General features: G+C 59.6%; 19 protein-coding genes. 6 read left to right on the forward strand and 13 right to left on the reverse strand.

Annotation, left to right across the window (positions count from 1 at the left end):
- The first annotated feature begins 9 nt into the window (after nt 1–9).
- The gene (locus RXV90_RS14695) at nt 10–177 is read left to right on the forward strand and encodes a hypothetical protein (RefSeq protein ID WP_316649572.1); all 168 of its coding nucleotides are present in this window, start codon (nt 10–12) and stop codon (nt 175–177) included.
- A 50-nt stretch (nt 178–227) separates the two neighbouring features.
- Here RXV90_RS14695 and RXV90_RS14700 read toward each other — a convergent pair whose 3' ends face one another.
- From RXV90_RS14700 to RXV90_RS14720, 5 genes are all read right to left on the reverse strand, one after another.
- Nucleotides 228–425 (reverse strand): CsbD family protein, encoded by a 198-nt coding sequence (locus tag RXV90_RS14700; protein ID WP_316649573.1) that lies wholly within the window; start codon nt 423–425, stop codon nt 228–230.
- Nucleotides 426–496: 71 nt separating this feature from the next.
- A complete protein-coding gene (locus RXV90_RS14705) occupies nt 497–1999 on the reverse strand; it encodes a phospholipase D family protein (RefSeq protein WP_316649574.1) in 1503 nt (500 codons plus the stop codon).
- Nucleotides 2000–2008: 9 nt separating this feature from the next.
- The gene (locus RXV90_RS14710; RefSeq protein ID WP_316649575.1) at nt 2009–3724 is read right to left on the reverse strand and encodes a sensor histidine kinase; all 1716 of its coding nucleotides are present in this window, start codon (nt 3722–3724) and stop codon (nt 2009–2011) included.
- Between the two features lie 23 nt (nt 3725–3747).
- Nucleotides 3748–4296, reverse strand: coding sequence for an RNA polymerase sigma factor (locus RXV90_RS14715; protein WP_316649576.1), 549 nt, complete (start codon nt 4294–4296; stop codon nt 3748–3750).
- Nucleotides 4286–4441: a NepR family anti-sigma factor gene (locus RXV90_RS14720; RefSeq protein WP_316649577.1), complete on the reverse strand. Its 156-nt coding sequence runs from the start codon at nt 4439–4441 to the stop codon at nt 4286–4288. The genes RXV90_RS14715 and RXV90_RS14720 overlap by 11 nt, the downstream gene beginning before the upstream one ends.
- A gap of 87 nt (nt 4442–4528) precedes the next feature.
- On the opposite strand from RXV90_RS14720, the gene RXV90_RS14725 reads away from it, so the two are divergent.
- Nucleotides 4529–5347 carry a response regulator gene (locus RXV90_RS14725; protein ID WP_316649578.1) on the forward strand — a complete coding sequence of 273 codons (819 nt, stop codon included), beginning with the start codon at nt 4529–4531 and terminating at the stop codon, nt 5345–5347.
- Between the two features lie 105 nt (nt 5348–5452).
- Here the strand turns inward: RXV90_RS14725 and RXV90_RS14730 are convergent, their stop codons facing one another.
- Both RXV90_RS14730 and RXV90_RS14735 read right to left on the reverse strand, forming a co-directional pair.
- Nucleotides 5453–5590 carry an entericidin A/B family lipoprotein gene (locus RXV90_RS14730; protein WP_316649579.1) on the reverse strand — a complete coding sequence of 46 codons (138 nt, stop codon included), beginning with the start codon at nt 5588–5590 and terminating at the stop codon, nt 5453–5455.
- A 36-nt stretch (nt 5591–5626) separates the two neighbouring features.
- A complete protein-coding gene (locus tag RXV90_RS14735; RefSeq protein WP_316649580.1) occupies nt 5627–6103 on the reverse strand; it encodes a hypothetical protein in 477 nt (158 codons plus the stop codon).
- 169 nt (nt 6104–6272) lie between these two features.
- Between RXV90_RS14735 and RXV90_RS14740 the strand changes: the two genes are divergently transcribed.
- Nucleotides 6273–6446 (forward strand): hypothetical protein, encoded by a 174-nt coding sequence (locus RXV90_RS14740; protein WP_316649581.1) that lies wholly within the window; start codon nt 6273–6275, stop codon nt 6444–6446.
- A 79-nt stretch (nt 6447–6525) separates the two neighbouring features.
- Entirely contained in the window at nt 6526–6717 is a 192-nt protein-coding gene (locus tag RXV90_RS14745) for a PLD nuclease N-terminal domain-containing protein (RefSeq protein ID WP_316649582.1), read from the forward strand.
- Nucleotides 6718–6835: 118 nt separating this feature from the next.
- Here the strand turns inward: RXV90_RS14745 and RXV90_RS14750 are convergent, their stop codons facing one another.
- On the reverse strand, nt 6836–7564 hold the full coding sequence (locus RXV90_RS14750) for a Crp/Fnr family transcriptional regulator (RefSeq protein WP_316649583.1): 729 nt from the start codon (nt 7562–7564) through the stop codon (nt 6836–6838).
- Nucleotides 7565–7662: 98 nt separating this feature from the next.
- Between RXV90_RS14750 and RXV90_RS14755 the strand changes: the two genes are divergently transcribed.
- Both RXV90_RS14755 and RXV90_RS14760 read left to right on the forward strand, forming a co-directional pair.
- The gene (locus tag RXV90_RS14755) at nt 7663–8031 is read left to right on the forward strand and encodes a hypothetical protein (protein ID WP_316649584.1); all 369 of its coding nucleotides are present in this window, start codon (nt 7663–7665) and stop codon (nt 8029–8031) included.
- Between the two features lie 91 nt (nt 8032–8122).
- Nucleotides 8123–8293 carry a DUF1328 domain-containing protein gene (locus RXV90_RS14760; protein ID WP_316649585.1) on the forward strand — a complete coding sequence of 57 codons (171 nt, stop codon included), beginning with the start codon at nt 8123–8125 and terminating at the stop codon, nt 8291–8293.
- 168 nt (nt 8294–8461) lie between these two features.
- Here RXV90_RS14760 and RXV90_RS14765 read toward each other — a convergent pair whose 3' ends face one another.
- From RXV90_RS14765 to eutB, 5 genes are all read right to left on the reverse strand, one after another.
- Complete coding sequence (locus tag RXV90_RS14765) at nt 8462–9526, reverse strand: AI-2E family transporter (RefSeq protein ID WP_316649586.1); 1065 nt, start codon at nt 9524–9526, stop codon at nt 8462–8464.
- A gap of 154 nt (nt 9527–9680) precedes the next feature.
- On the reverse strand, nt 9681–9932 hold the full coding sequence (locus RXV90_RS14770) for a hypothetical protein (RefSeq protein WP_316649587.1): 252 nt from the start codon (nt 9930–9932) through the stop codon (nt 9681–9683).
- Between the two features lie 186 nt (nt 9933–10118).
- Nucleotides 10119–10577, reverse strand: coding sequence for a hypothetical protein (locus tag RXV90_RS14775; protein WP_316649588.1), 459 nt, complete (start codon nt 10575–10577; stop codon nt 10119–10121).
- A gap of 205 nt (nt 10578–10782) precedes the next feature.
- Complete coding sequence (locus tag RXV90_RS14780) at nt 10783–11772, reverse strand: cyclodeaminase (protein WP_316649589.1); 990 nt, start codon at nt 11770–11772, stop codon at nt 10783–10785.
- A complete protein-coding gene (gene eutB, locus RXV90_RS14785; protein ID WP_316649590.1) occupies nt 11772–12791 on the reverse strand; it encodes a hydroxyectoine utilization dehydratase EutB in 1020 nt (339 codons plus the stop codon). Before eutB ends, RXV90_RS14780 begins: the two co-directional genes overlap by 1 nt.
- Between the last annotated feature and the right edge of the window lie 74 nt (nt 12792–12865).

Genomic DNA, 12865 nt, shown 5'->3' on the forward strand with positions numbered 1-12865 from the left:
GGTCCTGTCATGGATACGTCTACGCTGATCGTCGTTCTGATGCTGATGCCCCTCCTGGCCGTGCTGATATTCGCGGTGGTGTCGAAGGAGCGTGTCGAAAGAAAGCAGCGGGCCGAGGACAGCCGCAAATCGACGCTTGCGAGCGACGGCCCCGACAGCCCCAACAGCCAGGCATGAAAAAGGCGCCCGCGATTGCGGGCGCCTGATATCTTTTATCTTGAAATAGGTTACTGGCGTGCAAGCCAGGCATCAACCTCGCGTTCCGCGTCCTCGCGGGCCTTGCCGTACTTCTCCTGCACCAGGCCGACGAGTTGTTCACGCTCCCCCTGGGCCTGGTCCAGTTCATCGTCGGTGAGTTTGCCCCACTGTTCGATCGCCGCGCCTTTGAGTTGTTTCCAGTTGCCTTTGATTTCGTCCATATTCATGAGATTTCTCCTTCACCAAGTACTGAGGGGGCAACGCGCGGCACTCGTCCGCGTTCCATCGTTTCAGGGGATCACACCAGTTCGTCGGGGACGATAGGGACACCTTCGCCAAACTCGCGTGCCACCTCGTCGTCATAGGGCACGAGGAACGAAGAGCGGCGGTCGGGGGCCGCTTTGGCGTTGCGTTGGATGGCCGCGCGCCAGGCAGAGACCAGTTTATCGGCATCGAGTGTTCCGCCGTCACCGACCTCAGGCATCCAGTGGCGGAAGAGCCTCTCGCGCAGATGGCTGATATGGGCCTGGTCTGTAAGATGCACGCCGGCTTCGGTATCCCAGCACATGCTGCGGCCGTTCAGGTTGGCCGATGAAACCGTCGCCTCCACCTCGTCGAATATCGAGACCTTGGAGTGCACGTAGACGATCGGCGCCCCATTGAATGCCGAGCGATCCCTGGTTTGACGGGTCCTGCGCCGCTGGACCGGGGCGCAGATCAGCGCGCGATCCCCGAATGCTTCACAGATCGTGGCAACCGACTTGGCCTGCAAATGCTCGCCCATGCGAACGTCTTTCCCCGTCTCGCCATCGAAAGCGATGGCTTCGGGCGCAGCAGGGAGCACGGCAATAAGATGCAAACCGGGAACTTCATCGGCCCGTGCGGCTAGGCATTCGGCAATAGGCAGATGACGCAAGAACTGCGTTTCGAGGTAGATCAGCTTGCTTGACCGTCCGATCGCCTCGAGGTGCAGCGCCTCGATCTCGCGCACCACGGTCTTGGGGGAGATATGGAAAGGTGCAACCCGGCGCTTTTGCGAGAGTGTCCTGATGAAGCCGTCGTGCCGCGGCTCGGGCGCCGCCTTAGCCTCGGTTACCACCTCGAAGGTTTCCAGATGCGTCTGGGCGGCTTCCACGACTGGGCCGGTCACGATAGCCTGGACATCCTGCCAGGTTTCAGCGGCCGGCCGTTCGTGGCCTGGCGTGTCGTAGCGCCGCTCATCGAGATCGAGACCACCGATGTAGAGCGTTGTTCTGTCGAAAACCGCGAGTTTCTGGTGATGGGTGGCCGGTATCAGATCGAAAATATCGCCGCCTGAGACGCCGTCGAGGCCAGGGGTCATCGGCCCGGCATCGGCTTCTTTCAGTTTCTCGCGCACCTTGCCGCGAAGCACGAGCCTCGGTAGGATCCCGACCCGCGCAGGATGCGCCGCCACTCGGAAAGTCAGGGTGCCGCGCCCGGCGATTTCGCCTGCAGAGGCCAGTTTGCGCGCGCTTTCCCAGCTGTTGCGGTGCTGTTCGGTCGCCACAACCGGATCGAAATCGCTTAGAACAAGAGTGATCGACACGCCACGCTCAAGCGTGTGGACAAAGAGATCAAGCCATGTTTTTCCGATCTGCTGAGCCTCTTCGCTGCGCAACCGTGTCGATAGATCAAAGATGCGGAAGCCAGCCCAGATTTCGACCTCAGCGTTCAAGAACAAGCGTTCGAACGCGGGGAAGGCCTCGGATGCCGTGATCAGAAGCTTGAAGGATTCAATGGCTCGCCGGTTCGTGGAATGTCCAGAGGCATCGTGGTCCACTATAGCCCCCTACTCCGCCGCTTCTTCGAGCAGGGGCGTGTGAATCAGCTTCCTGAAAGAGACGTGAAGCGCGTAGGCGTCTGGCGTGTCTTCGACGCGAAGCTCGCCATCCAGCTGCGACACGAAGGCCTCGATCAGTCGCGATCCGAGGCCAGTGGCGTCATTAATCTCCCTCGACTGCACGCGGATCTCTCCGCGCGTGTTCCGCACGGTTAAGTTCACGATCTCTTCGGACGGTTCGGTCAGAACCACGCTGACCTCGGGCGTTTGCCCCTCTGACGCACCGGCATATTTGATCGCGTTGGTCACCGCCTCTGTCACCAGAAGGGAAAGTGGCACGGCCTGGTCGGGGTTGAGTTCCACTGGCTGAAGATCGGTGTGACTCTCCAGATGGCTTTCAGTCGGGAGCCCCACGTTCAGGACACTGTTAATGATTTCGGAGAGAATGCGGTCGGCCCGGACCCATTCGACATTTGCATCTACATAAAGGGACTTGTGAATCGTCGCGAGGCTCATCACCCTATCCTGTACCCTGCGAAGAACACGCTGTGCCTCGGGTGCCTCGAGATGCCGAAGCTGCATGTTCAGGATCGAAGCGATCAGCTGCAGATTGTTCTTTACGCGATGATGCACTTCCTTCAGAAGAAGCGTCTTTTCACGAGACGCCTTCTCTACCTCCGCATGTTCGGCAGCGATCCGGTCGATCATCGCGTTGTAGCTGTTGGCGATCTGGACGATCTCGATCGGGGCACCCTTGAGCAAGGCATAGCTTTGATACTGATCCTCCATCGAAAGGCGGGACAACTGCCGACGAAACGTACGGAGATGGCGCAGGACGAGGCGCTCGATGGCCAGGAACGCGACAACGAGCCCCATCAGCCACATGAGTACCGGAAAGATCGGGATTGCCGTGCCGACGATGCCCGTCACCCCGTTTGGTTTTTCGTTCGTCCACTTTCCGATCAGGTAGAGGCTGTCGGGAATGAGGGGTACGATCGCTGCGGTGACCGGCCTACCATCCTCGTTGCCTATGCTGAGGATCTGCCCCCTGCGGTCGAGGGTAAGTTCAGACGGGACGATCCGCATTCTGTCGAAGATCGAGGTCTGATCGCTTCCGCTGCTGGCAGACAGGACAGTGCCATCGCGATCCGTCAGGGCCAGATCGACACCCTCGATCTTTAGAGAAAGGAGTGTGTCGGCTAAGGTGAGGGGAATTGAAACGGACGTGAAGCCCACGAATCGGCCGGCGGTGTCGGAGACGGGCATTGATGTCACCAGAACGGCTTGACCCGTTCCCAGGCCCCGCCGGTTCACCGTGACCATGGGGCCAGGATCGCTCACGAAATCGGCCCAGTCGTCGAGGCCCGAAACGTCTATCGGGTTCCCCGTGCTGAGGCATTCCATCGCGCCATCCATGCCGCCGAAGCCAGCGAAAACGTAGGCGTCGCTTTCCTCGACGAAAGCGCGCATGAGTTCGGTGCACTTGGCCGTATCAGTGCCGATCACCAGCGCTGCCGTACCCAGGGCACGCGCAGCGCCCTGCGCATCGCGGATGATGGCCTGTTCTGCACCCGCTGCGGCGGATGTTCTGGCCAATATATCGCGTTCAACGAGAGATTGCGCCTCGCGTACCACGGATGTGGTTTGCTGCACGGCAATCAAGCCGATCGGCAGAAGCGCAATCGTAAGCAGGAAAAGTATTCGTGCCGAAAGCGATCTGCGCATTTTCCCAACGGCGAAGCTTCTTTTCACGCCGCTGTGCGGCCCGCCACGATCGACATCGTGGCGGCGTCCGAAAGATCCGGCGCCTCGCCCTCGTTCAGGTTCATGAGTTCCGCCAATCGTTTGCGCCCGCGGTTCGCGCGGCTTTTGATCGTACCCACCGCGCAACCACACATATCGGCGGCTTCTTCGTAGGAAAAGCCCGATGCGCCGACCAGAAGCAACGCCTCGCGCTGTTCATCCGGCAACTGGGAGAATGCCACGCGGAAATCATTCATGGCGAGGCGGCCATCGTGAAGCGGTTTCTCCGCGAGTTTGGCCGCATATTCCCCATCGACATCCGCGACCTCACGGCTGCGCTTGCGATGAAGCGAGTAGAAAGTATTCCTGAGGATCGTGAACAGCCACGCACGCATGTTGGTGCCGGCCTCGAACTTGTCGATATTCGACCAGGCCTTGACGATCGTATCCTGAACGAGATCGTCCGCTGTCGCGGAGTTGCGTGTCAGGGACAGGGCAAAGGCGCGAAGCGAAGACAGATGTTCCACGATTTCTTCGCGTGGATCAGTCGTCATCAGGTTTCGCCTCCCCTTCCTTCAACTTGGCTATGAGCGCCAAGAACTTGTCCGGCACTTTTTCGTTCAGAGCTTCGTCGTAGACACGCTTGAGATTCTCGTCGATCTGACGTCGGACGTTGGACTTCTGGCGTTTCGAAACCATGTTTGGATGTAGGCTTTGGTAACTCATGTCGAAGATGGAACTTTATCTAGCCCGAAAAGTTCCAAAGAAAATGATGGGAGTGATTTAATGACATCCGCCACGGACCTGAGTTCCGAGATCAGCTCGGAACTTCCCTTTCTGCGACGTTATGCGCGGGCCCTGACGGGATCGCAGCAATCGGGCGATAATTATGCCGTTGCCACGCTTGAGGCGCTGATCGCCGATCCGAAGCTTGCGCGGGCTGCGTCGAGCGTGCGTGTGGGCCTTTACCGCACGTTTCACGGGATCTGGACGACAACCGGTGAACCGGTGGCAGATGGCAAAAGCGGGGGTGGAGGGCTTGAGAGCCGTGCGCATGAGCGCCTGAGCCGTCTGGCCTCAAACACCCGCGAGGCGCTTTTGCTGAAATCTGTCGAGACCTTCTCCGTCGCCGAGATCGCGGAGATCATAGGCACCGACACGGAGGAAGCCCGGCATCTCGTGGACCGGGCCTTCAGCGACTTGGGCGATATGGTTACCGGGAATGTGATGATCATCGAGGACGAGGCAATCATTGCGATGGATCTGGAATCCATCGTCTCGGGCATGGGGCACCTCGTCACTGGTGTTGCGCGTACCTATGACGGTGCGGTTGCCCTTGCGGACAAGGAGGTGCCGGATCTTATCCTCGCCGACATCCAACTTGCCGACAAATCGTCGGGGATCGATGCGGTGAACACATTGCTCGAGAAACTCGGCGAACGTCCCGTGATCTTCATCACGGCGTTCCCCGAGCGCCTTCTGACAGGGGAACGGCCAGAGCCTGCCTTCCTGATCACGAAGCCCTATTCGGAAGAGCAGGTGCGCGCTGCAGTCAGCCAGGCGATGTTCTTCGCGACGACAGAAGGGCTCGAGGCGCACGCTTAAGCGCACCGCCGAAAACATCAAAAAAAAGCCCCGGCGCAGCGCCGGGGCTTTTTCGTGAGAAACTTTTTTCGAGATGGTATAGCGGGACAATCAGCCCGGCGTGTCTCAGAGTTCCCGTTCAACCTCGTTTGACGCGTCTTGAATGGCTTCGCCGCCGCTTTCGACGTCTTTTCCGATGCCTTCGACCGTCGCGCAGGCGGACAAACCAAGTGCCGCCACAAGGGCCAGTATGCGTATCGTCATTTTCTTTCTCCGGTTGTTGAGTTTGGGGGGGGTGGGTTAGCGAAGCCGGGTGACCACGCCTTCGGCGAATGTCTCGACCAGCAGTTCGTAAACCTGTCTGGTCGGGACGGTCAGAACCTCGATGCCAGCGCCGCCGTGCACGAAGCGTCCCGCGTCCTCGACGGTCACGGTAAGTTCGTAAAAGCTGTTCTTGGTGGGCTCGGCGCGGTTGCGCACATTCACCTCAGCCTTGAGGAGCGAATCTGCCCCCAGAGCAGCCTGAAAGCTTTCGGACATATCGAATTCGTCGATGTCGATCTCGATCTCTGCACCGGTGTCGGCGATCCGATCAGCAACCTTTTCGATGATCGCGTTTTCCAAATCATCCTCGAGATCCGACCAGAAAGCTGCCGCAGATCGGCTTTCGATCGCTTCGACGTCGAATTCCACGTCCACGGTTTCGATTTTCGTGTCGCTCGCAGCAGCAGGCATTGCAATCGCGCAAGCCAAAACGACGTAAGCGAACGGTTTCATCGGTCGTCTCCTTTCTGACGTTCCGCAAAACAGTGCGATGGGTCGCCGCCTCAACGCCCATCGCTTCCTGAAGTTCCACCGATCCAGGGAAAAATCGGTCGCTGCGAAACCGGCTTTTGCAGGAACCAACCCCGCGGCGCCGCGTTGAATGGGCGAAAGGAGGCACCAAATGTCCGCTCCCAATACGAACATTGAACGGCAGAAACGCTCTCACAGACCCGCCCTGACGGGGATTGCGCTGGCTGCCCTCGCCGTGACGTTGATCACGATTGGCGTCGTGTTCTGGTCCGCTCCCGATCGCGAAGACCAGGCCGCACCGGCAGCCACCACATCGGGTAGCTAGGGGGTAAATGCCTTCAAAGACCGCGGGCGCATCATTCCAGACGCCAGCCCGCAATTTCTCGCAGCTTTAGGAGATTAACATGATTGAAGTTGGCGGCCTCTTCGGCCTTATCATCCTCGTTCTCGACATCTGGGCTATCGTCTCGATCATCGGATCGGCTGCATCGACGGGACGCAAGGTTCTTTGGACGCTCCTCGTTCTGATCCTGCCGGTGCTTGGGTTCATCATTTGGCTCGTAGCCGGGCCGCGCTCGTCCACCCGGACGGTCTAACGACGAAAGGGGCCTGCCCGACCGTGGGCAGGCCCTTCCTTCGACGAGATTCCGCGCGCCCCGGGCCCGCGGGATTTTCATATGTCAGGTTGCATATGCGCGATAGCCGAGGATCGCGCTAGATCAGCGGCCGGGCGGCGGGCTTCGCATCATCGATCATCGCAATTTCCTTGGCTTTCTCGGTATCGAGAATGCGCAAGGTGCCATCCCGCCAGGACAGGATTTGGCGATCCCTGAGCTTGGTGAGGGTCTTGTTCGTGTGAACGAGAGAAAGGCCGAGCGCATCCGCGAGATCCTGCTGTCGGTAGGGGAACGGACAGGAACCACCAGAGGTCAGCCCAACGGCGGAGCAACGGGCGAAAAAGCGCAGAAGGCCCCAAGTGATCCGTTCGCTTGCGGACATCTGCCCAACGCTCGTCAGCACTTCGCCAAGAAAATGCTCTTCGACGGAAGCAAGCCAGGTCAGGTCATAGGCACGCTCCGGCTGCTGGCGGAACAATGTCCAGAGTTCCGAGCGATCAAAAACACAAAGCGTCATCGACGTCGTCGCCTCTACCGAATGCCGCACTTCGCCCATCACACCGGCCTGCAATCCTATGAAATCTCCGGGAAGGACGAAATTGATCACCTGACGTCGGCCATTTGGCAGCAGCTTGTAGCGAAGGCCCATACCGCGCAGCGCGGTATAGAGCTGGGGACTGTTCGAGCCCTCCATCAGGATTGGGGTGCCCTTTTCAAGCGTTGTTTCACCAACCTTGAACTTCTGCATGAACCGCAGCTCTTCAGCGCTCATATCATCGAAGATCTTCGAGATCCGGAGCGGGCATTTCGCACAGTCGGTAACCATCGGTGCCGTCTCCCTATGTCACAGTTAAATGCGGAAAGCGGAGAAAAGTTTCAAAACGCCCGTTCTACAAACTCTAAAGCTGTCATCAGGAGCATATCATGCACGACACACCGACAGGTTTGTTGCGCAACTTTCTCATCGTTACCCCGAATGTCGTTGTTGCAGAAGACCTCAAGGAAATCCTAGCTGAATTCGGTGGTGGCGTTGTCGAAGTCTTTGCTTCGATGGCGTCAACCTGGAAGGGCACTTACGATGCGGCTTTCTTCGCTATTCCGGTCGGCGATCTTCTTCACGAACGGCGCATAAGGGACATGCATGATGCAGGAACGCGCGTCGTTGTCCTGGACGGCGGACTGCCTGAGAGCGCGTATTACGGCACGGGGCTGTTCACCCTGCCCCATCCGTTTCGGACGGAGGATGTCATCGCCGTTCTCGAAAAGATCGGCATCACCAAACCGGACGGCTGAAGTCTGCCGTCGCCAAGGATGCATCATGCATTTCGCAGGGAACTTTATCCGAGACAGCGTGTTTTATCCTTATAACAGAAGGAGATAAATCATGCTTGGTTGGGCACTTACGTTCCTGGCGATTGCATTGATCGCTGCCCTGTTCGGTTTTGGCGGCATCGCAAGCGCCTCGGCCGGGATCGCACAGATCCTGTTCTTTGTATTCATCGTGCTGTTCGTCGTGGCCATGGTTGCCCGAGCGGTACGCGGTAAAACTCCGTAACCAGTTCGAACGGTCATGATGGCGGGCGGCTCTCGAAAGAGGGCCGCCTGTTTTGTGTTTCTGGGGCAGGCTTGCTCGAATGCAGGAGGACAGGGCGCACCCTTTCCCGGATGGTTTCATCAGACAGTCCGATAGAACCGGTACGGCCTCGCGGATCGGCACGGGCCGTCACACGGCAAGCTGCCTGCGGGCCTGCTCGCCATCGTCAAGTTCGATGCCCGTAGGTGGCGGATCCGCCAACTGCTCGAATACCACAAGACACCAGACCAGAACGGGAATCGCGACGACGCCGCCAAGCGGGCCCCACAGCCAAAGCCAGAAAATCAGCGATATGAACACCATGAGCGGATTCACGCGCATGTGCTGACCGACCAGCGAGGGGGTTACGAACTGCCCCTCTATCATGTTCATCGCAACGTAGACGGCGGCCGGAACAAAGCTCATTGCCCCATCAAATTGTACGATCCCCGCAAGCAGAAGCGACGCAGCAAAGCCCGCGGGGCCGAGATAGAGGACAAAATTCACCAAAAATGCGGCGAGCCCCCAGAGCATCGGGTTCGACATGCCGATCACCGTCATGACAGCCCCCACAAGGCAGCCGAAGGCCGCGTTGATCCCGGTGATCGTCACGAAATACCGGGAGACGCGTGACTCCGCACGGCAGAGGACTTCGCGCGTCAGCCGGCCGTTGGCCCGGTGCGCGCGATCGTAGACATCCGTGCGTGCGACGAGAAAGAAGTAAAGCGTGCCAACGAAAACCATGATCCCGGCAGCCAGCGAGGGCGCATAGGCCAGGGCATCCATGATGCCGGGAAATGCAACAGGCTCTTCCGTGACCGTCTCTTCGCCTTCCGCGACTTCGGGGGTCAGGGCTTCGCTGACGGTTTCCTGGATTTCCCGCATTCCTGATGCCGCGCCACTGACGGCTTCCAGGATCTCGGTAAGCTCATACCAGATGAGCGGCGCGTTTCGTATCGCCTTTGATATGATCGGTTCGACGAGGAAGAAGAGCGCCAGGAACGAGACGATAAAGAGGGCCAGAACCATAAGCGCCGCCACCACGCGGGGCAGGCCCATCCGTTCGACGCGATCAGTCACCGGTGCACAGACGATCCCAAGGACGATGGCCGCTAGCATCGGGGCGAACAGGCCCTCTGCAAAGTTCATCGTCGCGAAAACGGCGATCAAGGTTAGAAGCGTGAGACAACTCGTCTGGACCGACTTTTGCGTCATCGAAATCTCCTTCCGCGGAGAACCCGCAAGGGCGAAGAAAGTTCCGTCAGATCATTTGCTCCACGTCCGTGAAACGACACGCGCGGCGATCCTGGTCAGGAACACCGCGCGGCTAAGTTTGACTGCCCCAAAATGGCCCGGGGCCAAGAATTCGTCAGTTCGTGCTCGTGCGAGCGTCTTCTTCAGGGCTTTCGATATCGACGGTCGGCACGGCCACCGTCACTTCTTCAGTACCGACTTCGACATCACCGCTTTCGACCTCGAATTCCGGCATGTTGCCGCCTTCGACGGTTACGTCGACATCAGGCAGGCTTGCCTCCTCGGTCTGTTCGACGTCGAAGAAGTAGATCCCGAAAGCAACCACGGCCACGGCAGCGATAATTCCAATAATACTTCCTGTTTTCATAGTGATAACTCTCCTTTCTTGGAGGACAAACGCCAAGCTGGGAGGGAAGTTCCAAGCTTGTTGCAACAGAATTGTTCACCGTGCACAGGGCAGTGCGGACCCGTGCCGAATGCGTTGCAGACAGATGGCCGACACGAAAAGGGGCGGCACGAAGCCGCCCCTATCGAATGGTGTCAGTAATCGCGGTTACTGAAGGATCTTCTCGATCGCGCCGCGCGACGGCTCTTCCTCGCTGCTTTGAACGATGGCGAAGAGTTGCATCACTTCGTCGTCCGTCAGCTCGACACCTTCCAAGTCATAGCCGTACTCCGTGAGCTTCAGGTCCACGTGCTCGCGCAGGCTGTTCGGCTCTGCGTCGATTTCGATCGCGTAGGCATACCAGATGTTCTGGTCTTCGGCCATTTCCATCTCGGTCCAGCCCGCTTCGCGCAGAAGCTGTTCGATCTTCAAGCGCGTGCCGTCGGCATCGCCGCCCTGCTCGATGAGCACGATCTGGCTTTTGACGTCGGTCGGAAGCGCGGTGACATCGGCATAGATACCGTTCTCTTCAAGCGCGCGCTCGACGGCGCCATCAAGCTGCGTATCGGCCGAAGCAGCAGTCGCAAGGGCCAGAGTGGCGACGGTGGTATAGATGAGGTTTTTCATATCAGAATTCCTCCGGTTTTACTCGTTTATTGTCACATCCACGATGTGTGACACGGCGTTTCCGCATCGGGGACATAACGGCGCGGTCCAGCGAATGTTCCGACAAACATCGGGAATTCCGGTCACAGGGCCGTGAGGCGCAGAGCAGCGCATTTCTTACCGGGGTCAGACGGATTGCGCACCGGATCAGACCGGCGCAATCCGGTCAGCTTGAAAAGGCAGTTCCGGCGTTCGCCTTCCGGATGCGCGCGTAGGCGAGGGTTGCGATGGCGGTATCCTGAACACCTGTCCCGGTCAGGTCGGCGATGGTGATCTGGTGATCCGATGTCCTGCCTTCGGCGGTTTGCGCGATGATCTGACCAAGTTCGGGATAGGCGCGATCCTCGACTGCGGCTACGGCCAGTGCCGCACGCAACTCTCCCTGCAGGCGCGTCTGCGAAAGACGATCCGCGACATAGAGATCGGCACGGGCCAGACAGGCCGGCTCAAGTTCGCATTTGTTCGGCTGGTCGGAACCCATGGCGGTGACATGTTGACCTGGGCGCAGCCATGCTTCCAGAAGGATGGGCTTGGTGGCAGGCGTCGTCGTCACGATGATATCAGCCGACCCAACGGCGCTTTCAGCATCGTCACTCGCCGTCACCGTGATACCGAGGCGCTCTCGAAGATCACCGGCAAGGCGCGTCGCCGCCTCGATGTTCCGCCCCCAGATCACCGCCTCCCGAACATCGCGCACCTGCGTAAGAGCCTCTAGCTGAAGCCCCGCCTGCATCCCTGCGCCGAGGATCGCCGCGCGGTGCGCATCTGGCCGCGAGAGGTGCCGCGCCGCCACCGCGCCAGCCGCCGCGGTGCGGACATCCGTCAGATATCCGTTGTCGAGCAGTACGGCCTCAACCAACCCTGTCCGGGCCGAAAAGAGCACCATCAGACCCGAGGTCGAGGGAAGACCAAGGCCTGGGTTGTCGAAGAACCCTGGCGACACCTTGATCGCAAAGCTCTCGACCCCCGGAACATAGGCCGTCTTCACATCGACCTCGCCGTTGAAGTCGTGGATCGGCATTGACAGGATCGGAGGCATTTCGACACCTCCACCCGCAAGCGTACGAAACGCATCCTCGATACAGTCTATGGCAGCCCGATCGAGAGGGACGTGCGCCCTGAGGTCGGCTTCTCCGACGATACGGATATCGGGCATCAGGCAGCCTCCCCAGCAATATCCACGGTCTCGCCCGAGACGATGCGGTGATGCAGTTTCATGTCGATGTTCGCACCACTCAGAACCGCGACGACCGGCCCCTCGCTTCGGACTTTTCCAGACAGCAAGGCGGCGACGCAAACGGCGCCCGCGCCTTCAACGATCTGACGTTCTTCCCAATAGCAATGTCGTATGCCAGCGGCGATCTCGCTCTCGTCGAGCAGGACCACATCCTTCACCAGATCGCGCACCATCGCGAAGGTGTGGGCGTTGTGAAGCCCGATTCCGCCGCCAAGGCTATCGGCAAGCGTCGGGAGTTCTTCAACCTCGACAGGGTGCCCCGCAGCAAGGCTCGCCTGCATGGCCGCGCCCCGCTCCATCGAAACACCGATGATCCGCACCTCCGGCCTTTGTGACCGGATCGCCGCCGCGACGCCCGAAATCAACCCGCCGCCCGACAACGGCACGAGGACGGTTGCGACATCCGGCAGGTCTTCAAGGATCTCGAGCCCGATCGTTCCCTGCCCGGCGATGATGTCGCGATGATCGAAGGGCGGCAGCATCGTCATCCCGCCAGCCACAAGGCGGTCGACCTCAAGCTGCGCCTCGTCCTGGCTTGCACCGGAAATCAGGACCTCGGCCCCTTCATTTCGGATCCCCTCCACCTTGTTTTCCGGAACGAGGCGGGACATGGCGATGACACATCGAACGCCTGCTTCCGACGCCGCCCGGGCGAGACCGCGGCCATGATTGCCCGTGGAAACGGCCACCACGCCCGCGGCGCGTTCCGCGTCTGCCAGGCTTAGAACGGCGTTCGTCGCACCACGAAACTTGAAGCTGCCGGTTATCTGCCGGGTTTCGAGTTTCAGGTACACTGGAACGCCGGCCCCGCGCGAAAGTGCCCGCGACATCTCGAGCGGCGTTCTGCTTGCCCGACCCGTCAACCGGCCTGCCGCGGCCCGGATTTCAGAGAGGGAAACATGCGAGGCGTCGATCATGCAGAGGTGTCCGTCTGTCATTAACAACAACGATCTACCGGGCAGGGCGTATGCCCGTCCTGCCAGGCAGGCGCGAGCATAGGTCATTCCCGGGG

The organism is Ovoidimarina sediminis (genome assembly GCF_032586175.1).
In the GTDB taxonomy this organism is placed as follows: Bacteria; Pseudomonadota; Alphaproteobacteria; order Rhodobacterales; family Rhodobacteraceae; genus Ovoidimarina; species Ovoidimarina sediminis.